This window comes from Paraburkholderia sp. RL18-101-BIB-B, from assembly GCF_046026985.1.
In the GTDB taxonomy this organism is placed as follows: Bacteria; Pseudomonadota; Gammaproteobacteria; order Burkholderiales; family Burkholderiaceae; genus Paraburkholderia.
The window spans coordinates 60,444-80,107 of the sequence record NZ_JARESV010000012.1 but is presented as its reverse complement, the minus strand read 5'-3'; the positions used below and the strand labels follow the sequence as shown (position 1 = coordinate 80,107).

At 64.8% G+C, this 19,664-nt stretch carries 19 protein-coding genes; 12 read left to right on the top strand and 7 right to left on the bottom strand.

The window, feature by feature from the left end; genetic code table 11:
• Window positions 1-145: 145 nt before the first annotated feature.
• The 12 genes from P0D73_RS19215 (at window position 146) to P0D73_RS19160 (ending at window position 13,604) form a co-directional block, all read left to right on the top strand.
• On the top strand, window positions 146-259 hold the full coding sequence (locus tag P0D73_RS19215) for a potassium ABC transporter ATPase (RefSeq protein WP_132375289.1): 114 nt from the start codon (window positions 146-148) through the stop codon (window positions 257-259).
• Window positions 256-348, top strand: a complete 93-nt coding sequence (gene kdpF, locus P0D73_RS19210) for a K(+)-transporting ATPase subunit F (protein ID WP_011487462.1) — start codon at window positions 256-258, stop codon at window positions 346-348. Before P0D73_RS19215 ends, kdpF begins: the two co-directional genes overlap by 4 nt.
• Window positions 345-2,150, top strand: a complete 1,806-nt coding sequence (gene kdpA / locus P0D73_RS19205; protein WP_408432511.1) for a potassium-transporting ATPase subunit KdpA — start codon at window positions 345-347, stop codon at window positions 2,148-2,150. The genes kdpF and kdpA overlap by 4 nt, the downstream gene beginning before the upstream one ends.
• A 56-nt stretch (window positions 2,151-2,206) precedes the next feature.
• Window positions 2,207-4,291: a potassium-transporting ATPase subunit KdpB gene (kdpB, locus tag P0D73_RS19200; protein ID WP_132375286.1), complete on the top strand. Its 2,085-nt coding sequence runs from the start codon at window positions 2,207-2,209 to the stop codon at window positions 4,289-4,291.
• A gap of 27 nt (window positions 4,292-4,318) precedes the next feature.
• Window positions 4,319-4,897: a potassium-transporting ATPase subunit KdpC gene (gene kdpC / locus P0D73_RS19195; protein ID WP_132375285.1), complete on the top strand. Its 579-nt coding sequence runs from the start codon at window positions 4,319-4,321 to the stop codon at window positions 4,895-4,897.
• 183 nt (window positions 4,898-5,080) lie between these two features.
• Window positions 5,081-7,915: a DUF4118 domain-containing protein gene (locus P0D73_RS19190; RefSeq protein WP_408432509.1), complete on the top strand. Its 2,835-nt coding sequence runs from the start codon at window positions 5,081-5,083 to the stop codon at window positions 7,913-7,915.
• Window positions 7,908-8,606 (top strand): two-component system response regulator KdpE, encoded by a 699-nt coding sequence (gene kdpE, locus P0D73_RS19185; protein WP_132375283.1) that lies wholly within the window; start codon window positions 7,908-7,910, stop codon window positions 8,604-8,606. Before P0D73_RS19190 ends, kdpE begins: the two co-directional genes overlap by 8 nt.
• 153 nt (window positions 8,607-8,759) lie before the next feature.
• Window positions 8,760-9,080, top strand: coding sequence for a quaternary ammonium compound efflux SMR transporter SugE (sugE, locus tag P0D73_RS19180; protein WP_132375282.1), 321 nt, complete (start codon window positions 8,760-8,762; stop codon window positions 9,078-9,080).
• A gap of 256 nt (window positions 9,081-9,336) precedes the next feature.
• A complete protein-coding gene (locus P0D73_RS19175; protein ID WP_007175644.1) occupies window positions 9,337-9,948 on the top strand; it encodes a DUF4126 domain-containing protein in 612 nt (203 codons plus the stop codon).
• Window positions 9,945-12,530, top strand: a complete 2,586-nt coding sequence (locus tag P0D73_RS19170) for an ABC transporter permease (protein WP_408178032.1) — start codon at window positions 9,945-9,947, stop codon at window positions 12,528-12,530. The genes P0D73_RS19175 and P0D73_RS19170 overlap by 4 nt, the downstream gene beginning before the upstream one ends.
• Before the next feature lie 26 nt (window positions 12,531-12,556).
• On the top strand, window positions 12,557-12,970 hold the full coding sequence (locus P0D73_RS19165; protein WP_310812467.1) for a group II truncated hemoglobin: 414 nt from the start codon (window positions 12,557-12,559) through the stop codon (window positions 12,968-12,970).
• A complete protein-coding gene (locus P0D73_RS19160) occupies window positions 12,963-13,604 on the top strand; it encodes a DUF924 family protein (RefSeq protein WP_408287207.1) in 642 nt (213 codons plus the stop codon). Before P0D73_RS19165 ends, P0D73_RS19160 begins: the two co-directional genes overlap by 8 nt.
• 63 nt (window positions 13,605-13,667) lie before the next feature.
• On the opposite strand, the gene P0D73_RS19155 is transcribed toward P0D73_RS19160, so the two are convergent.
• The 7 genes from P0D73_RS19155 to P0D73_RS19125 form a co-directional block, all read right to left on the bottom strand.
• A complete protein-coding gene (locus tag P0D73_RS19155; RefSeq protein WP_408432506.1) occupies window positions 13,668-14,414 on the bottom strand; it encodes an SDR family oxidoreductase in 747 nt (248 codons plus the stop codon).
• A gap of 24 nt (window positions 14,415-14,438) precedes the next feature.
• A complete protein-coding gene (locus P0D73_RS19150; RefSeq protein WP_408178035.1) occupies window positions 14,439-15,023 on the bottom strand; it encodes an LOG family protein in 585 nt (194 codons plus the stop codon).
• A 2-nt stretch (window positions 15,024-15,025) separates the two neighbouring features.
• Window positions 15,026-15,751 carry a TetR/AcrR family transcriptional regulator gene (locus P0D73_RS19145; protein ID WP_132375276.1) on the bottom strand — a complete coding sequence of 242 codons (726 nt, stop codon included), beginning with the start codon at window positions 15,749-15,751 and terminating at the stop codon, window positions 15,026-15,028.
• A 344-nt stretch (window positions 15,752-16,095) separates the two neighbouring features.
• Window positions 16,096-16,746 (bottom strand): diacylglycerol kinase, encoded by a 651-nt coding sequence (locus tag P0D73_RS19140; protein ID WP_408432504.1) that lies wholly within the window; start codon window positions 16,744-16,746, stop codon window positions 16,096-16,098.
• A 20-nt stretch (window positions 16,747-16,766) separates the two neighbouring features.
• A complete protein-coding gene (locus tag P0D73_RS19135) occupies window positions 16,767-17,798 on the bottom strand; it encodes a glycosyltransferase family 4 protein (protein WP_106306728.1) in 1,032 nt (343 codons plus the stop codon).
• A 30-nt stretch (window positions 17,799-17,828) separates the two neighbouring features.
• The gene (locus P0D73_RS19130; RefSeq protein ID WP_408178037.1) at window positions 17,829-18,770 is read right to left on the bottom strand and encodes a UDP-2,3-diacylglucosamine diphosphatase; all 942 of its coding nucleotides are present in this window, start codon (window positions 18,768-18,770) and stop codon (window positions 17,829-17,831) included.
• A gap of 363 nt (window positions 18,771-19,133) precedes the next feature.
• Window positions 19,134-19,655, bottom strand: coding sequence for an RDD family protein (locus P0D73_RS19125; RefSeq protein ID WP_408432502.1), 522 nt, complete (start codon window positions 19,653-19,655; stop codon window positions 19,134-19,136).
• Between the last annotated feature and the right edge of the window lie 9 nt (window positions 19,656-19,664).

Sequence of the window (19,664 nt, the reverse complement as noted above, 5' to 3'; positions counted from 1 at the left end):
CAGGCACAAGGCTGTTCCATCGCAGGATGGAGCGGCCTTGTCCGTTTACGCGATTTTTATATACGCCACCCCATCTTTGACCAGCCCTTTACACGGATCGGCATAACGTTGCGGCTATCCAAAGTCCGTGTAATGGAGAACAAAAATGGATGTGCTGTATGTCGGGGGGCTGGTGCTGTTTTCCGCGCTGACCTTCGCGTTGATTATCGGCTGCGAGAAGTTGATGCAGTTTCGCCGTGGGCAGGGAGCGCGCTCATGAACTGGATTCTCTGGTTGTCCGGCGCGGCGACCGCGTTGCTGTTTGTGTACCTGGTCTATGCGCTGTTGCGCGCGGAGGACATTGAATGAACTCGAACAATGTCCTGCAAGCGGGCCTCTTCATCGTCGTGCTGCTGGCAGCCGCGGTGCCGATGTCCCGCTATCTGAGCGCCGTGATGGACGGCAGCTCGCGCGTGGTCCGCTTCGGCGGTCCCGTCGAACGTTTCCTGTATCGCATCGCGGGCGTCGATTCGTCGACGGAAATGAGCTGGAAGCACTATGCCATCGCCACGATCGCGTTCAACGTGCTCGGCGCGCTGTTTCTTTACGTATTGCTGCGCGTGCAAGGCTGGCTGCCGGGCAACCCGCAGCAGTTCGGCCCGATGACGGTCGACGGCGCGTTCAACACGGCGGTCAGTTTCGTGACCAACACGAACTGGCAGGATTACACGCCTGAACAAACCGTCGGCTATCTGACGCAGATGCTCGGCTTCACCGTCCAGAACTTCTTCTCGGCCGCCACCGGCATCGTGGTGGTGATCGCGCTGATTCGCGGCTTCGCGCGCCATACCGCGCAAACCATCGGCAACTTCTGGGTCGACTTGACCCGCGTCACGCTCTACGTGTTGCTGCCCATGTCGGCGATCCTCGCAGCGTTGCTGATGAGCCAGGGCGTGATCCAGAACTTCAAGTCGTATCAGGACGTGCCGACGCTGCAGACCACGACCTATGCCGCGCCGAAGCTCGACGCGCAAGGCAATCCGGTGAAGGACGCGAAGGGCAATCCGGTCACGGTCGATACGCCCGTGAAGACGCAAACCCTCGCGATGGGCCCGGTTGCTTCTCAGGAAGCGATCAAGATGCTCGGCACCAATGGTGGCGGCTTCTTTAACGGCAACTCGGCGCATCCGTATGAAAACCCGACGCCGTTCTCGAACTTCCTGCAGATCTTCTCGATCCTGATCATCCCCGCGGCGCTGGCGCTGGTGTTCGGCCGCATGATCGCCGACCGCAAGCAGGGCGTGGCCGTGCTCGCCACCATGACGATCGCGTTTGCGGTCTGCGTGTTCGGCGAGATCAGCTCGGAGCAGGGCGGCAATCCGGCCATCACCGCATTGCATGTCGACCAGTCGGCCAATGCGCTGCAGTCGGGTGGCAATGCGGAAGGCAAGGAAACGCGCTTCGGCATCGCGCAGTCGGGCATCTTTACGGTTGCGACCACCGCGGCTTCGTGCGGCGCGGTTGCCAACACGCATGACTCGTTGACGCCGATCGGCGGCCTCTATCCGATGCTGCTGATGCAACTCGGCGAAGTGATCTTCGGCGGCGTGGGTTCCGGTATGTACGGGATGCTCGTGTTCGCGATGCTGGCCGTGTTCGTGGCGGGCCTGATGATCGGCCGCACGCCGGAATACGTCGGCAAGAAGATCGAAGCGTACGAGATGAAGATGGTGTCGATCGTCGTCCTGCTTACGCCGCTGCTGGTGCTGGTCGGCGCGTCGATCGCGGTATTGAGCGACGCCGGCAAGGCCGGCATTCTCAACCCCGGCGCGCACGGTTTCTCCGAAATCCTCTACGCGTTCAGTTCGGCGGCCAATAACAACGGCAGCGCGTTCGCGGGTCTCACGGTGAGCACGCCGTTCTACAACTGGCTCACGGCGATCGCGATGTGGTTCGGCCGCTTCGGCACGATCATTCCGGTGCTCGCGATTGCCGGCTCGCTGGCCGCGAAAAAGCGCATCGGCGTTACGGGCGGCACGCTGCCCACGCACGGCCCGCTGTTCGTCGTGCTGTTGCTCGGCACGGTGCTGCTGGTCGGCGCGCTGACTTATGTGCCTGCGCTCGCGCTCGGTCCTGGTGTCGAACATCTGATCATGATGGGCGCGCATTGAGGCGACCCTTGCGATCCAACGACTGAACAGGCGCAAACGGGAAATTCGAGGATTCAATGACTGAACATAATGCAACCCGGTCCATGTTCGACCCGGCGCTAGTGCGCCCGGCGATCGTGGACTCCTTCAAGAAGCTCACGCCACGCACGCAGTTCCGCAATCCGGTGATGTTCTGCGTGTACGTGGGTAGCATTCTCACGACCATTCTCTGGATCGCCGCGCTCGGCGGCCAGGCCGAGGCGCCCGCGGGCTTCATTCTCGCGGTCACCTTGTGGCTGTGGTTCACGGTGCTGTTCGCCAACTTCGCGGAAGCGCTTGCCGAAGGCCGTTCGAAGGCCCAGGCGGCGTCGCTGCGCAGCGCGAAGAAAGACGTGATGGCCAAGAAGCTCAACGAGCCGCATCCGAAGTCGCCGATCCGCATTCTGACGGCTTCCGATCTGCGCAAGGGCGACGTCGTGCTGGTCGAAACCGGCGACGTGATCCCGGCCGACGGCGAAGTGATCGACGGCGTCGCGTCGGTCGACGAATCGGCGATCACGGGCGAATCCGCGCCGGTGATCCGCGAGTCGGGCGGCGACTTTTCGTCGGTGACGGGCGGCACGCGCGTGCTGTCGGACTGGATCGTGGTGCGCGTCACGGCGAATCCGGGCGAAGCGTTCCTCGACCGCATGATCGCGATGGTGGAAGGCGCGAAGCGTCAGAAAACGCCGAATGAAATCGCGCTGACGATTCTGCTGGTCGCCTTGACGATCGTGATGCTGCTGGCCACCGCCACGCTGCTGCCGTTCTCGATGTTTTCGGTCGAAGCCGCGAAGGCCGGCCACGTGGTGGCGATCACCGCGTTGGTCGCGCTGCTGGTGTGTCTGATTCCGACCACCATCGGTGGTTTGTTGTCTGCGATCGGCGTGGCCGGCATGAGCCGCATGATGCAGGCGAACGTGATCGCCACATCGGGCCGCGCGGTCGAAGCGGCCGGCGACGTCGACGTGCTGTTGCTCGACAAGACCGGCACCATCACGCTCGGCAATCGCCAGGCTTCGCAATTCGTGCCGGCGCCGGGTGTGACGGAAGAAGCGCTCGCGGATGCCGCGCAACTGTCGTCGCTCGCCGACGAAACGCCGGAAGGCCGCAGCATCGTCGTACTGGCGAAGCAGCGCTTCAACATCCGCCAACGCGATATGGCCTCGTTGCATGCCACGTTCCTCGCGTTCACCGCGCAAACGCGCATGAGCGGCGTGGATCTGCCGGGCCGTGAAATCCGCAAGGGCGCGGCCGATGCGGTCAAGAACTACGTCGAAGCCAACGGCGGCCGTTTCCCCAACGAAGTCAGCAACGCCGTGGCCGAAGTCGCACGGCGCGGCAGCACGCCGCTGGTGGTGGCCGAGAAAGGCGAGCAGGGCGCGCGCGTGCTCGGCGTGATCGAGTTGAAGGACGTGGTGAAGGGCGGCATCAAGGAACGTTTCGCCGAACTGCGCAAGATGGGTATCAAGACCATCATGGTGACGGGCGACAACCGTCTGACCGCGGCGGCGATTGCCGCGGAGGCCGGCGTCGACGATTTCCTCGCCGAAGCCACGCCGGAAGCGAAGCTCGCCACGATCCGCGCGCACCAGGCCGAAGGGCGCCTCGTCGCGATGACCGGCGACGGCACCAACGACGCCCCGGCGCTCGCGCAGGCCGACGTCGCGGTGGCGATGAACACCGGCACGCAGGCCGCGAAGGAAGCCGGCAACATGGTCGACCTCGATTCGAATCCGACCAAGCTGATCGAGATCGTCGAGATCGGCAAGCAGATGCTGATGACGCGCGGTTCGCTCACCACGTTCTCGATTGCCAACGACGTCGCCAAATACTTCGCGATCATTCCGGCTGCATTCGCCACGACCTATCCGGCGCTGAATGCGCTGAACGTGATGCACCTGGCCACGCCGGCCTCGGCCATCATGTCGGCGGTGATTTTCAACGCGCTGATCATCGTGCTGCTGATTCCGCTGGCGCTCAAGGGCGTGCGCTATCGCGCGCTGGGCGCGGCGATCCTGCTGCGCCGCAATCTGCTGATCTATGGTTTGGGCGGGATCATCGTGCCGTTCATCGGCATCAAGCTGATCGATATGGTGCTGGCCGCGTTCGGTTGGGTCTAAGCGCTAGTTCAAGAGGAATTATTCATCATGAAAAATCTGTTCCGTCCGTTGATCGTGATCTTCGCGGTGCTCACCGCCGTCACCGGACTTGCCTATCCCGCGGTGATGACTGCCGTCGGTCAGGCGGCCTTCAACGATCAGGCCAACGGCAGCATCCTCGAGCAGGACGGCAAGGTGGTCGGTTCGAAGCTGATCGGCCAGCAGTTCGATGCGCCGCAATACTTCTGGGGCCGCCTGTCGGCCACCAGCCCGATGCCGTATAACGCGCAGGGTTCGAGCGGTTCGAATCTCGGCCCGACCAACCCGGCGCTGCTCGACGAAATCAAAGGCCGTATCGACGCGCTGAAGGCAGCCGGCACGGATATGTCGAAGCCGGTGCCGGTCGATCTGGTGACGTCGTCGGGCAGCGGTCTCGATCCCGAGATCAGCCCGGCGGCTGCGGCTTATCAGATCGAGCGCGTCGCCAAGGCACGCAAGCTCGCTGCGAACGACGTGCAGGCGCTGGTGGATCGCTATACGAGCGGCCGTCAGTTCGGCATTCTGGGTGAGCCGCGTGTGAACGTGCTGGAACTGAATCTGGCGCTGGACGAGATGAAGCACGGTTGATTGACGAAACGCGGCAGCGCTTCGCTTCGCAAAGGCGGCGTCCGCGCGACTCCGCCTTTGCCTTTTGACGGCGCAACGCCATGTACGGTGACCGCGGTGTACGGTGGCCGCTATTTGCGGCCGGGCCGCCGCCGTGCCACCATGCATACACCGCCGCTCGCCCAACGATGAAAACCATTGAGCATGAACCGCCCCGATCCCGATGAGTTGCTCGACAAGCTGCAACGCGACGAAGAAAAACGTCAGCGAGGCAGGCTGAAGATTTTTTTCGGCGCGTCGGCGGGCGTCGGCAAAACCTATGCGATGTTGCAGGCCGCGCGCCGGCGTCACGATGAAGGTGCGGACGTGGTGGTCGGCATCGCCGAAACGCATGGCCGCACTGAAACCGCGGCATTGCTCGACGGTCTCGACGTGCTGCCGCTCGCGCATATCGAATATCGCGGCCGCAAGCTCGGCGAGTTCGATCTCGATGCCGCGCTCGCCCGCAAGCCGCAACTGATTCTCGTCGACGAACTCGCGCACTCGAACGTGCAGGGCGCGCGGCATCTGAAGCGCTGGCAGGACGTGTATGAACTGCTCGACGCGGGCATCGATGTCTATACGACGGTCAACGTCCAGCACCTCGAAAGCCTGAACGACGTGGTCGGCCAGATCACCGGCATTCGCGTCTGGGAGACGGTGCCGGATCGCGTGTTCGATCGCGCCGACGAAGTCACGCTGGTCGACTTGCCCGCCGAGGAACTGCTCGACCGGATGCGCGACGGCAAGGTGTATATGCCGCAGCAGGCCGAGCGCGCGGTGCGCAACTTCTTTCGCAAAGGCAATCTGATCGCGCTGCGCGAGCTGGCGCTGCGCCGCACCGCGGATCGCGTCGATGCGCAGATGCGTGAATATCGCGCCGACCGTTCGATCCAACGTATCTGGCAGGCGCGCGAGCGCTTGCTGGTGTGCGTCGGCCCCGGCCCGGAAGCACCGATGCTGGTGCGCGCGGCGGCGCGTCTCGCCGCCAGCCTGAAGGCCGACTGGATTGCAGTCTATGTCGAGACGCCGGCGCTGCAGCGTTTGCCGGATGCGCGCCGCGAACGCACGCTGAACGCGTTGAAACTCGCCGCCGAACTCGGCGCCGAAACCGCCACGCTGGCGGCCGCCGACGCGGCCGTCGCGTTGATCGGCTACGCGCAGGCGCGCAACGTGTCGAAGCTGGTGGCCGGCGCGTCGGCGCGCACGGGCGTGAACCGCTGGCTGCGCCGGCCGCTCGGCGAGCGTATCGCCGAGAAAACGGCCGATCTCGATCTCACGCTGATTCGCGCCTCGTCCGACCGCGACGGCGGCGAGCATCGCCATCTGTTGAACACCACCGCGAACGCATGGCGCGAGGCGCTGAGCGCGGCGCGCGAACGCCGCTCGCCGCCGCGCGCCTACGGCTTCGCGCTGTTGATCTGCGCGGCCATCACGCTGCTGTCGAGCCAGTTGATCGATCATATCGATTTGACCAATCTCGTCATGCTGTACCTGCTCGGCGTGATCTTCGCCGCGGTGAGGCTGGGACGCGGACCCGGCGTGGTGCTGTCGTTCATGAGCGTGGCCGCGTTCGATTTCTTCTTCGTGCCGCCGCGCATGTCGCTGTCGGTCTCCGACACGCAGTATCTGTTGACCTTCCTGGGCATGCTGCTGACCTCGTTGGTGATCAGCCATCTGACTTCGAGCCTGCGCCGCGAGGCGAGCGTGGCGCGGCGCCGCGAGCAGCGCACCGGCGCGATGTACGCCATGGCGCGCGAACTGGCCGCGGCGCTGACCACGGAGCAGATCGTCGGCATCGGCAGCCGTCATGTGAGCGAGGTGTTCGGTGCGCGCGTCGCGATTCTGTTGCCGGACAGCGTCGATCAGGTGAAGCAGAAGATCGAGGATCCCGACGCGGCGATCACGCTCGAAGGCGAGATGCTCGATAGCGACGTCGGTCAATGGGTCTACGATCAACAGAAGCCGGCCGGCCACGGCACCGATACGCTGCCGGCCGCCGCCGCGCTCTACCTGCCGCTCAAGGCGCCGATGCGCACGCGCGGCGTGCTCGCGGTGGTGATGCGCGACGAGGGCGAGCTCGACGTGCCCGAGCAGCAGCGCATGCTCGACGCGTTCGCCGCGCAGATCGCGCTTGCGCTGGAACGGGTGCATTACGTCGACATCGCGCGCGATGCGCTCGTCAACATGGAGTCGGAGCGTCTGCGCAACTCGCTGTTGTCGGCGATCTCGCACGATCTGCGCACGCCGTTGACGACCATCGTCGGCTTCTCGTCGATGCTGGCCCAAGCGCCCGAGGCGCAGCCCAACAGCGAGCTGGTCGAAGCGATTCACGAGGAAGCGCTGCGCATGACCGGCATCGTCACGAATCTGCTCGACATGGCGCGTTTGCAGGCGGGCAGTCTGCAACTGAACCAGCAATGGACGCTGCTCGAAGAAACGGTGGGCGCCGCGCTGCGCGCGTGCAAACGCGTGCTGGCGAATCATCCGGTGCAGGTGAAACTGCCCGCTGATCTGCCGCTCTTGCACCTCGACGCCGTGCTGATGGAGCGCCTCTTCTCCAACCTGTTCGAAAACGCCGCCAAATACACGGCGCCGGCCACGCCGCTGACGATCGGCGCGCAGCGTCTCGACGCGGACGGCAAGTCGTTCGTGCGCGTGAGCGTCGACGATAGCGGCCCGGGCCTGCCCGCGGGCATGGAAGCGCGCGTGTTCGAGAAATTCACGCGCGGCGAGAAGGAGTCGGCCAAACCGGGCATCGGCCTGGGGCTCGCAATCTGCCGCGCGATCGTGGAAGCGCACGGCGGTACAATCGGCGCGCTCAATCGCGTGTCGGCGGACGGCCGTGTCGAAGGCGCGCGCTTCTGGTTCACGCTGCCGGTGGAGACGCCGCCCGACGCACCGGATTCCATGGAAGACGAGGGCGCCGACTCCTTGATTCACGTCGATACCGGCAGCGATTCAACTCTTAACCCGCTTTCCAAGCCTAGCCATGAGTGACCCCAGCATCACCGTCGTCCTGATCGAAGACGAAAAGCAGATTCGCCGCTTTGTGCGAACGGCGCTGGAAGGCGAGGGCATCGTCGTGCACGATGCCGAAACCGGCAAGCAGGGTCTCGTCGAGGCCGCGACGCGCAAGCCCGATCTGGTGATCGTCGATCTCGGCCTGCCCGACACCGACGGACTCGACGTCATTCGCGAACTGCGCGGCTGGAGCGAGCTGCCGGTGATCGTGTTGTCGGCGCGCACCCAGGAAAGCGAAAAAGTCGCCGCGCTCGATGCCGGCGCGGACGACTACCTCACCAAGCCGTTCGGCGTGTCCGAACTGCTGGCGCGGATCCGCGCGCATATGCGGCGGCGCAATCAAGGCGGCGCCAACGAATCGCCACAGGTGCGCTTCGGCACGGTGACAGTGGATCTGGCCCTGCGGCAGGTGAGCCGCGACGGCGCTGTCGTTCATTTGACGCCGATCGAATACCGGCTGCTCGCCACGCTGGTGCGCCATGCCGGTCGCGTGCTGACGCACCGCCAGTTGCTGCGCGACGTGTGGGGGCCGTCGCATGTCGAGAGCCATCACTACCTGCGCATCTATATGGCGCATCTGCGCGGCAAGCTGGAGCGCGACCCGGCGCAGCCGGAGCACATCATTACGGAAACGGGTGTCGGATACCGGCTGGTGGGCGCGGTTTGAGGCCGTGTGGCTAATTTGCGACGGCGCGGTGCGCTTGCTTGCGGCGGCCCGCTGCCGGCGGCGCCTGAACGGCTTTGGTATAATTACAGTTCGTAAGGACGACCTTGCGGTTTCACAAACGGGGACGGCCCCATCTGATCATGGAGCTGTCTCATGTCCTGGATTCTTCTGTTGATTGCCGGTTTGCTCGAAGTCGCGTGGGCGGCCGGTCTCAAAACCTCCGAAGGTTTTACCCGGCTCTGGCCGTCCGTGTTCACGGTGGTGACTGCGCTTGGCAGCTTTGTGCTGCTCGCCATGGCCATGCGCCAATTGCCGCTCGGCACGGCGTACGCGGTGTGGACCGGGATCGGCGCGGTCGGCGCGTTCATCTTCGGGATCGTGATGATGGGCGAGGCCTTGACCGTCGCGCGGGTCGCCAGCGCGGCGCTGATCGTGGTCGGACTGATCGGATTGAAGCTATCTTCCGGGCATTGAGCCCCGCATTGCATGCCGCTGCCGGGCCCATTCGCCGAGTCCGCCGATGTCCGGCCGGCGCCCAATCAGTCTCGCCATTTATTCTCCGCTCTGCGTTCTGCGAATTAACGTGGCTATAATGAGATCGAATCCAACCTGAAATTGTCCGCGGCCCATTTGGCGCGGCCGGCTTGGCGCGGGTCTGACGACTTCAGTGCGGCTCCCCTTTCGTGGCCCGTCGAAGCGCCCGGCACGCACAGCGCGCCCGGAGGCGGCCATGCTTGAATCACTTTCGCTCGCTGCGGGCCTCTCATGGGGCAGCGGTCTGCGCCTCTATCTGACGGTCCTGCTGGCCGGCGTATTCGCCCGTCTCGGCCTCGTCCATCTTCCCGATACGCTGTCCGCGTTGTCCTCGCCGTGGGTCATCGGTGTGGCGGGCGTGCTGACCGTCACCGAATTCCTCGCCGACAAGATCCCCGCGTTCGATTCGCTGTGGGACGCGGTCCATACCTTCATCCGCATTCCGGCGGGCGCCGTGCTGGCAGCCGGCGCGCTCGGCCATGCCGATCCGGCGCTGTTGACCGTGGCCGCGCTCGCGGGCGGCACGCTGGCGGGCACGGCGCACCTTGCTAAAGCGGGCACGCGCGCGTTGATCAATCTGTCGCCGGAACCGGTGTCGAATGTGGTGACCTCGACCGCTGAAGACGGACTCGTGTTCGGCGGCATGCTGCTCGCGCTGTTCGTGCCGCTCGTCTTTCTGGTGTTGATGGTGGGCTTCCTGATGCTGGCCGGCTGGGCATTGCCGCGGCTCTGGCGTGGGGTGCAGGGCGGTTTTCGCGGCATGGCGACGCACATGGTGTCGCGCTTTGCCAGGAGCAGGCACGATTGAGCGATACGGTACGGGGTTCTACGGCGCGCAGGGCTTTACCGACGACGACGCGCCGGTTCGGTGGCATGGATCTGGTGCGCCAGTCCATTCGCATGACGGCGCGCGACTGGCGCGCGGGCGAGCTGACGATGCTGCTGCTGGCGCTGGTGCTGGCCGTGGCGGCTTTGTCGAGTGTCGGCTTTCTGGCTGACCGTCTGCACCAGGGGCTCGAACGCGACGCGCGGCGCATGATTGCCGCCGACTTCATCGTGCGGGCCGATCATCCGGTCGATCCGCAATTCGCCGGGCAAGCCAAAGCGCTCGGTCTGAATACCGCCAGCACGGCGATCTTTCCCAGCATGATCAATTCGACCGGCGCACAGCCGGTCTCGCGGCTTGCCGCGATCAAAGCCGTGTCGCCCGGTTACCCGCTGCGCGGCGCGTTGCGCATCGCGTCGGCGCCGGGCGCGGCGGACCACCCGGCGCAATCGATTCCGCCGCCGGGCGTCGTGTGGGTCGATCAGGCGCTGCTCGACGCGTTGAAGGTGCGTGTCGGCGACGCGGTGAAAGTCGGCGGTCGCAACTTCACGATCGGCGCGGTGATCACGCGCGAACTCGACCGCGGTTTCTCGTTCGTCAACTTCTCGCCGCGCCTGATGCTGCGTGCCGACGACGTGCCGTCGACCGGCCTCGTCACCTACGGCAGCCGTGTGACGTACCGCTTGCTGGTTGCGGGCCCGGACGAATCGGTGGCGCGTTTCGCGCAGTTCGCGCATGAGCGGGTGGACGGCGGCAAGATGCGCGGCGTCGCGCTCGAATCGCTGCAGGATGGGCAGCCGCAAGTGCGCCAGACGCTCGACCGCGCGAGTCACTTCCTCACGCTCGTCTCGCTGCTCACCGCCTTGCTGGCGGCCGTGGCGATTGCAATGGCCGCGCATCGGTATATGCGCCGGCATCTGGACGGCTGCGCGGCGATGCGTTGCCTCGGCGTCAGTCAGTCGACGCTGCGTGCGCTCTTCACGCTTGAATTCGTCGGACTCGGTTTGATTGGCGGCGCGCTGGGCGTGGCGCTCGGTTACCTCGGGCATCTCGCGCTGCTCACGTGGCTCGGCAGTCTGATCGACGTGGTGCTGCCGTATCCGACGGTATGGCCGGCACTCGAAGGCATCGCGGCCGGTCTCGTGCTGCTCCTGGGCTTCGCGTTGCCGCCGCTGTTGCCGCTCACGCGCGTGCCGCCGGTGCGCGTGCTGCGCCGCGAATGGGGCGAAGCGGGACGCACGGCGTGGGCGGCCTACGCGCTAGGCATCGCGCTGTTCGCCGCGCTGCTGATCATCGCGGCGGGCGAGTTGAAGCTCGGCGGGATCGTCGCGGGCGGCTTCGCGGGCGGGATGCTGGTGTTCGCGTGCATCGCGCGGCTCGCGCTATGGGGCGCGGCGCGCGTCGTGCGCAGCGAGCGCGTGAATGCGAGCATCGGCTGGCGTTATGCGCTGGCGTCGCTCGAACGGCGCAGCAGCGCGAGCGCATTGCAGATCACCGCGCTCGGCATCGGCCTGATGTGTCTGTTGCTGATCGCGATGACGCGCAACGACCTCGTGGCCGGCTGGCGTAAATCGACGCCGCCCGATGCGCCGAACGAATTCATCATCGACATTCAGCCCGACCAGCGCGACGCCGTCACGCAATATCTGAGCACGCATGGCGTGCCCGGTACGGTGCTCGCGCCGATGGTGCGCGGACGGCTGACCGCGATCAACGGTAAGCCGGTCAATCCGGACGCGTTCAAGGGCGACGACGCCAAGCGTCTCGTGGATCGCGAATTCAATCTGTCGTACACGACCGAGCTACCCGACGACAACCGTCTCGCCGCCGGCACCTGGTACGGCGACAAGAAAACGCCGCAGATTTCGATCGAGCAGGGGCTCGCCAAGCTGATCAACGTGAAACCCGGCGACATGCTGCGTTTCGACGTGACCGGCTTGCAAATCGACGCGCCGGTCACGAGTGTGCGCAAGCTCGACTGGGGTTCGTTCAAGGTCAACTTTTTCGTGCTGATGCCGCCCGCGGCTTTGCAGGATTTCCCGGCGACGTTCATCACGAGCTTCCATTTGCCGCAGGAGAAACAGTCGACCATCGACGGCCTGATCTCCACTTATCCGAACCTCACCGCCATCGACACCGGGCCGATTCTCGCGCAGGTGCAGCGCGTCTTGCAGCAGGTGATCGGCGCGGTGCAGTTCCTGTTCGCGTTCACGCTCGCGGCGGGCGTGCTCGTGCTGTACGCGGCTCTTGCCGGCACGCGCGATGAGCGTATGCGGGAATCCGCGCTGCTGCGCGCGCTGGGCGCGTCGCATCGACAGGTGCGGGCGGTGCAGATCGCCGAGTTCGTCGCGGTGGGCGCGCTGGCGGGTCTGATGGCGGCGGCCGGTGCGCAGGCCATCGGCTACGTGCTGGCGACGCGCGTCTTCGAGTTCTATCTGAGTTTCAATCCCTGGTTGTTGCCGGCAGGCATTGCCGCCGGCATCGCGTGTGCCGGCGTGGGCGGCTGGCTGAGCTTGCGGCATGTGCTGGCGCGGCCGGCGTTGCAATCGCTGCGGGACGCGTGATTTTTCTTATCGGTTAGTGAGCAGGTATGAGTGATTTGAACGACGAAGTGTCCGCGGCGCAGCCGACGGCCTTCGAACTGGTGGGCGGCGAAGCGCGTGTGCGTGAACTGGTCGACCGCTTTTACGACCTGATGGATCTCGAAGCGGATTTCGCCGGAATCCGCGCGTTGCATCCGGAATCGCTCGACGGTTCACGCGACAAGTTCTTCTGGTTTTTGTGCGGCTGGATGGGCGGCCCCGATCACTACATCAGCCGCTTCGGTCATCCGCGTTTGCGCGCGCGGCATTTGCCGTTCGCGATCGCCTCCAGCGAGCGCGATCAGTGGCTCAGGTGCATGGCGTGGGCGATGGAAGACGTCGGTCTTGCCGAGCCGCTGAGGGAGCGCCTGCTCGGCTCGTTCTTCGAAACGGCTGACTGGATGCGCAACCGGAATGGCTAACGGGTTGGGGTTGGGCTCGACACCCGGCGCGGCAACTGCGGATTACGCCGACATGCCTCAGGAAGCACGCGAAGTCCTAGACTGCTGGTTCGGCGTACCGGGCGCGCCGGAGTTCGGCACGGAGCGCAAAATCTGGTTTTCACGCAATGCCGCTTTCGACACGATGCTGCGGGAACGCTTCGGTACCCTGATCGATGCGGCCCGCGAGTCCGCGCTCGACAACTGGACGCAAACACCGCTCGGCGCGCTGGCGCTCGTCGTCGTGCTGGATCAGTTCTCGCGCAATTGTCACCGTAACACGGCGCGCGCGTTCGCCGCCGACCAGAAAGCCTTGCTCACCGCGCAGCAGATGATCGCCAGTGGGGCCGACCGCCGGCTGCCTACGGTGCATCATCGCGCGTTCGCCTATCTGCCGTTCGAGCACGACGAGACGCTCGCAAGTCAGCGCGAGTCGCTGCGTCTGTTCAAGCAGTTGAACGCGGAGCGGGGCGGCAAGTCGTATTACCGGTCCGCGGTGCGGCACGCGGAAATCATCGAGCGTTTCGGACGCTTTCCGCATCGCAATGCGCCGCTCGGGCGTCCATCGACGGCGGAAGAAAGCGCCTTCCTGCGCACACCCGGTTCATCGTTCTAGGCCCACAGGCACTCGCCGCTCGGCTGACGCGCACGCGGCGCGTAGCGAGCAGGAAAGCGAGACCTAGCGCCCGCCGGATACATCGAGCAGCGCACCCGTCACATACGAAGCAGCGTCGCTCAACAACCAGACGATCGTTTCCGCCACTTCGTCGGCCGTGCCGGGGCGGCCGAGCGGTGTGGTCGCGCCGAGTTGCGCGGCGCGCTCGGGCTTGCCGCCGCTCGCGTGGATCTCGGTGTCGATCAAGCCAGGGCGCACCGCGTTCACGCGCACGCCTCGCGGGCCGAGTTCCTTGGCGAGGCCGAGCGTCATCGTATCGACGGCGCCTTTCGAGCCGGCGTAGTCGACATATTCGTTCGGCGAACCAAGACGCGACGCCGCCGACGACACGTTGACGATCACGCCGCCCGCGCCGCCGCGATCGGTCGACATGCGCCGCGCGGCTTCGCGCGCGCACAGATACGCGCCCAGCACGTTCACGTCGAACATGCGCTTCAGGCGCACGAGGTCCATGTCGGCGAGTTGGCTCGACGGCGCGACGATCCCGGCGTTATTGACGAGCGCATCGAGCCGGCCGAATTTCTGTTGAAGCGCGTCGAACATCGCCAGCACGTCGGCTTCATTCGCAACATCGCCCGCAATCGTCACCGCTCGGCCACCGGCGCGTTCGACTTCGGCGGCGGTGTCCTGTGCCGCGGCGAGATTTTGCGCGTAATTCACGCCGACCGACCAGCCGCGCGCACCCAGCAAACGCGCGGTCGCGCGGCCAATGCCGCGGCTGCCACCGGTGATCAGAACAGCTTTCGTCATCGCAACCTCAACGTTAGGGGAAACTCAGACCGCGTCGCGCTTGATCGCCCACTTGTCGCTGACGGGCGGCTGGTAGCGTTGCAGCTTGCCGATCAACCCGGCGGGATCGGCGTCGATCTGCAGGATGTCGAAATAGGTCTGGCGCATGAAGCCTTCGTCGACCGTGTGCTGAAGCAGATTGATCAACGGATCGTAGAAGCCGTCGATATTCAGCAGCGCCACCGCTTTCTGGTGGTAGCCGAGTTGCGCCCACGTGTAGACCTCGAACAGCTCTTCGAGCGTGCCCGCGCCGCCAGGCATCGCGACGAACGCGTCGGACAGGTCGGCCATCATCTTCTTGCGATGATGCATATCGGGCACGACATGCAGTTCAGTCAGGCCGTTATGGCCGACTTCCTTGTTGACCAGCAGCTCGGGAATCACGCCGATCGCGCGGCCGCCTTCGGCCATCACCGTGTCGGCGATCACACCCATCAGACCGACCTTGCCGCCGCCGTACACCAGTGCGAGATCGGCTTGCACCAGCGCGCGGCCAAAGGCGCGCGCCGCTTCCGCATACAACGGTTTGGCTCCGTTGGAGGAGCCGCAATACACACACACCGACTTCATGCTCAAACGTCCTTCGGTTCGTTGCGGGGCGCGGCGCCTTCCTTGGGCGGCAGGTAGTCGTAAAACTCGCGCTTGGGCAGCTTGCCCGACACGAGGTCGTCGAAAATCTGCCGCGAGCGGCCGCGCAGATAAGGCGCCATCAGCGACACGATCTGCACGCTCACCTGATGCAGCTCCGCGCGCATCGCTTCCTGCTCGTTGTATTTGCGCGGGTTCATCACGAACTGGTACGAGAGCCAGTACGTGCCGATCACGCCGACGTTGGTGGCGATCACGTGCAGCTCTTCCGGCGTGACGACCATTTCGCCGTCGGCGACGAGCTGTTCGCAGAACTGGCTCGCAAACCGCACCTTGTGGCTGATGATCTGCTTGAAATGCGTTTCGAGCGTGCGATTGCGCGCCAGCAGATCGTTCAGGTCACGATACAGGAAACGATAGCGCCACGTGAAATCGACCATGTACTGCAGATACGACCACATTTCGTCGATGGTCGCGCGATGGTCGTCGGGAAAACGCAGACGCTTTTCGATCTCCTGCTCGAACTGGCTGAAGATGCTGTTGATGATGTCGTCTTTGTTGCGGAAGTGGTAGTACAGGTTGCCTGGACTGATTTCCATTTCCTCGGCGATCGTCGTCGTCGTGACGTTCGGCTCGCCGATTTCGTTGAACAGCTTCAACGACAGTTCGAGAATCCGTTCGCGCGTGCGGCGGGGAGGTTTGGCTTCCATGTCGTCCGGCCCTGGTTACGCCGGGCTGGGGCACACGGCGGCGTGCCGCTCTTTGCGTGATCCACCCGGACGCGGTTGGTATATGAGCGCCCCCAACCTGTCGCAGTTCGACAGGCCTCCGCGAGGGCAATTCCCCAAGCCCCAAAGGGGACTTCCTTCGGAACGGGGACTTCCTGCGGAGCGGAAAACTTGGGGCGGCCCAGCGTTTTCCTGTGAGACTGTCGGACGATTATAAACCGAGCGTTCTTATACCAAGCGGATAGTCAGGATTTTCATTGCTCAAGGCGGTTTCGCGCGCCGTTCGGCGGCGGCGCGAGCGCGTTAAAACGCGGTGACGGCAGGCGTCACAGCCATGCCTTGACCCAATGCACGACCAGTGGCCCGACGATCAGCAGCCACGTCATCAGGCACATGCCGAGCGCGACCATCACGGCCGCGCTGCCGAGATCCTTCGCGCGGCGCGAGAGTTCATGGCGTTCGAGCGAAATCCGGTCGATGGCCGCTTCCACGCTCGAATTCAGCAACTCGACGATCAGCACCAGCAGCACGGAACCGAGCAGCAATACGCGCGACACCGGCTCGACCGGCACCAGCACGCCGCAGGGAATCAGGATCGCGGCGAGCGTGAGCTCCTGGCGAAAGGCGCTTTCCTCGCGAATCGCCACGCGAAACCCGGCGAGCGAATTTTTCATCGCGTGCCAGGCGCGCGTGAGGCCGCGATTGCCTTTGTAGGGATTGAAAGGCAGCGGCGCGAGTGGATCGTCGGGACTGAGCGGTTCGTTCTGCGTGTCGGATTGCGTGCCGTTCTGTCGCGTGCCGTTCGCGGCACTCGCTCCGTTCATGCCGTTCAAACCATGCGCGTGATCTGCATGATTCGGCGTGCCTGGCTCGCTCACGTCGTCGAAGGGTTCGATGCTCGCGTTGTCGTTCTCGGCATCGACGGCACGCAGCGCGCCGTTCGGCGCGCGCCCCACGGTGGATGGTCTGGTTCGCATGGACAACTCGGCACGCCGCGTCACGCGGCGGCGCTTTCCTCGCGATATGAAGCGCGCGGCAGCGGCTTCAGATGCGCGGCGAATTGCTCGGAGGCCGCCGCCCATGAAAAGCGTTCGGCCCACGCGCGCGCGTGGTTGCGATCGATCTTCAGCGCTTCGAGGCAGGCTTCACGCAGGTCTTCGTGCATCGCACCCGCGCCGCCGTCGCCGAGGACGTCGATCGGACCGGTGACGGGATACGCCGCGACCGGCGTGCCGCATGCGAGCGCTTCGAGCAGCACGAGCCCGAACGTATCGGTGCGGCTCGGGAACACGAAGACGTCCGCCGCCGCATAGACCTTCGCCAGCTCGGCCTGCGTCAGCACGCCCAGGTAATTCGCTTGCGGATAGCGCGACTTCAGTTCGGCGAGCGCCGGACCTTCACCGGCAACCCACTTCGAACCCGGCAGATCGAGCTTCAGAAACGCCTCGACGTTCTTCTCGACTGCCACACGTCCCACGTACAGAAAGATCGGCCGTGCGCTGTTGAGCACCTTCGAGTCCATCTGGTGAAAGATGTCCAGGTCGACGCCGCGCGTCCACAGCACGACGTTGGTGAAGCCGAATTTTTCGAGGTCGCTCTTGACGACCGGCGTGGGCGCCATCACAGCCAGCGACGGCTTGTGAAACCAGTGCAGGAACTTGTAGGTCGCGGCGAGCGGAATGCCGAAGCGCGCCTGCACGTACTCCGGAAAACGCGTGTGATAAGCGGTGGTGAACGGCAGCTTGTGCTGGATTGCGTAGGCGCGCGCGGCCATGCCGAGCGGACCTTCGGTGGCGATGTGCAACGCGTCGGGCGAGAAGGCATCGATACGCTCGCGCAGCTTGCGGCGCGGCAGCAGCGAGAGGCGGATCTCAGGATAAGTCGGGCAAGGGATCGTTTTGAATTCGAGCGGCGTCAGCAGATCGACGTGATGGCCGAGCGCGCTGAGTTCGCGCGTGGTGTTTTTCAGCGTGCGCACGACGCCGTTGACCTGCGGTTCCCATGCGTCGGTGACGATCATGATCTTCATCGGTTTTGGCCCAATAGAAGTTAAGAGGGACTACGCGGTCGCCCGGGCCTTTTGCACGCCCACTTCCGGGGAGCGCATCACGGTCCAGTAGATCACCTTCAGTTCGCCTTCATAGGTTTCGACGAGTGCCGACAGGCTTTCCACCCAGTCGCCGTCGTTGCAATACAGGACGCCGTCGATATCGCGTATCTCGGCTTTGTGGATGTGCCCGCAGACCACGCCGTCGCAGCCGCGGCGGCGTGCTTCGTCGGTCATCACGCGTTCGAACGAGGAGATGAAATTCACCGCGTTCTTCACCTGATGCTTCAGGTACTGCGACAGCGACCAGTACGGAAAACCGAGCCGGCTGCGGATCCGGTTGAACCAGCGGTTCAGGATCAGGATCATGGTGTAGAGCGTGTCGCCGAGATAGGCGAGCCACTTGGCGTGCTGGATCACACCGTCGAACAGATCGCCGTGCACGATCCACAGACGCTTGCCGGCGAGCGTGGTGTGAAACGCCTCGCCGCGCACGTGGATGTCGCCGAACGCGAGGTCGCAGAACTGGCGTGCGGCTTCGTCGTGATTGCCGGGCACGTAGATCACTTGCGTGCCTTTGCGCGCCTTGCGCAGCACCTTCTGCACGACGTCGTTGTGGGCCTGCGGCCAGTACCAACCTTTCTTCAACTGCCAGCCGTCGATGATGTCGCCCACGAGGTACAGATACTCCGACTCGTTGTGGCGCAGAAAATCGAGCAGATAGGGCGCCTGGCAGCCGCTCGAACCGAGATGGATGTCGGACAGCCAGATGGTGCGGTAACGGTGCGGCTCGGCGTGATCGTCGTCGTGATGACTGGCGTTGGCGTCGAGCGGCAGTGGCGGCACGGGCAGCGGCAAGCCGTGACTATGGTTGGGTTCCGGGCGGAACGCGACAGGGTCGACGCTCGGGCCGGTCTGGCGGAACAGGGAAGTCGCGGACGTTTTGGGGTCCATGGCTCACGCGTCGAGTTGCGGTGCCCGTATTGGGCCAAGTGTGCGTGACTGTGCCGTGACAGTCATGAGAAGTTCTTATTACTGCGCGGCGGGGAGGTGGGGCGGTGAAGGTGACGGGCGGAGGATCAGAATATAGACGGCCGTGATGGGCACGGCTCGCGCGGCGTCGCGGTGGGCTCGACGGGCGCGCGAAGTCATGGACTGGTCAGCTCGGCGGCGACTGGCGTGGCTCGCGTAGTGTGGCAACGACCCGACAGGAGAGCGAAATAATTGTCCGGCCGGCACGGTCGCGCTCGGCATGGCGCGCCGGGAAATAGCGGCCCAACAGATAAGCGAAATATCGACCGGGTAGCTCGAGGCGGATCAGCGCGAGACGCTGACGATCCGTGTGCCCGCGAGGCGGTCGTGCAGGAACTGACGCTGCGGATCGAAGCGGCCGGTGGCCGCCCACAGCACGAACCAGATGCCGGCGATCAGCAGCGTCTGCGGCAGCTTGAGTCCGAGCAGCGGATGCAGCGCGAGCGGCGGCAGGAACCATAGCCACGCGAGCACGTAGCGGGCGACCGCGCGGCCGGTGGAGAGCGGCTTGCCGTCTGCGGCGACCACGCGCAGACGCCAGGTTTTCATCGGCAGGGTCTGGCCGCTGTGGGTCCAGAACCAGACGAAATACACGCCGACCACGAGGCCGATCCAGGTTGCCAGCAGGTTGTGATGAGTCAGACCATTGCGTTGCTGCGTCAGCGTGCTGAACAGGTAGCCGGCGATGAACACCACGCCGAACAGGATCACCGCTTCATAGAGCAGCGCCGCGAGGCGCCGCCGGACGGTGGGTGCGTTGCCGTTGGTATCGGCGGTCAATGCTGAGGACTCGAGCGGTTGGGACACGGCGCGGCT

Excerpts from the sequence above, each read along its gene's own strand:
- kdpB (WP_132375286.1), top strand. The coding sequence starts at position 2,207 with ATGACTGAACATAATGCAACCCGGTCCATGTTCGACCCGGCGCTAGTG.
- P0D73_RS19175 (WP_007175644.1), top strand. The coding sequence starts at position 9,337 with ATGCTTGAATCACTTTCGCTCGCTGCGGGCCTCTCATGGGGCAGCGGT.
- kdpF (WP_011487462.1), top strand. The coding sequence starts at position 256 with ATGAACTGGATTCTCTGGTTGTCCGGCGCGGCGACCGCGTTGCTGTTT.
- P0D73_RS19160 (WP_408287207.1), top strand. The coding sequence starts at position 12,963 with ATGGCTAACGGGTTGGGGTTGGGCTCGACACCCGGCGCGGCAACTGCG.
- P0D73_RS19135 (WP_106306728.1), bottom strand. The coding sequence starts at position 17,798 with ATGAAGATCATGATCGTCACCGACGCATGGGAACCGCAGGTCAACGGC.
- sugE (WP_132375282.1), top strand. The coding sequence starts at position 8,760 with ATGTCCTGGATTCTTCTGTTGATTGCCGGTTTGCTCGAAGTCGCGTGG.
- P0D73_RS19165 (WP_310812467.1), top strand. The coding sequence starts at position 12,557 with ATGAGTGATTTGAACGACGAAGTGTCCGCGGCGCAGCCGACGGCCTTC.
- P0D73_RS19130 (WP_408178037.1), bottom strand. The coding sequence starts at position 18,770 with ATGGACCCCAAAACGTCCGCGACTTCCCTGTTCCGCCAGACCGGCCCG.
- P0D73_RS19145 (WP_132375276.1), bottom strand. The coding sequence starts at position 15,751 with ATGGAAGCCAAACCTCCCCGCCGCACGCGCGAACGGATTCTCGAACTG.
- P0D73_RS19215 (WP_132375289.1), top strand. The coding sequence starts at position 146 with ATGGATGTGCTGTATGTCGGGGGGCTGGTGCTGTTTTCCGCGCTGACC.
- P0D73_RS19140 (WP_408432504.1), bottom strand. The coding sequence starts at position 16,746 with ATGCGAACCAGACCATCCACCGTGGGGCGCGCGCCGAACGGCGCGCTG.
- P0D73_RS19155 (WP_408432506.1), bottom strand. The coding sequence starts at position 14,414 with ATGACGAAAGCTGTTCTGATCACCGGTGGCAGCCGCGGCATTGGCCGC.
- kdpC (WP_132375285.1), top strand. The coding sequence starts at position 4,319 with ATGAAAAATCTGTTCCGTCCGTTGATCGTGATCTTCGCGGTGCTCACC.
- kdpE (WP_132375283.1), top strand. The coding sequence starts at position 7,908 with ATGAGTGACCCCAGCATCACCGTCGTCCTGATCGAAGACGAAAAGCAG.
- P0D73_RS19150 (WP_408178035.1), bottom strand. The coding sequence starts at position 15,023 with ATGAAGTCGGTGTGTGTGTATTGCGGCTCCTCCAACGGAGCCAAACCG.
- kdpA (WP_408432511.1), top strand. The coding sequence starts at position 345 with ATGAACTCGAACAATGTCCTGCAAGCGGGCCTCTTCATCGTCGTGCTG.
- P0D73_RS19190 (WP_408432509.1), top strand. The coding sequence starts at position 5,081 with ATGAACCGCCCCGATCCCGATGAGTTGCTCGACAAGCTGCAACGCGAC.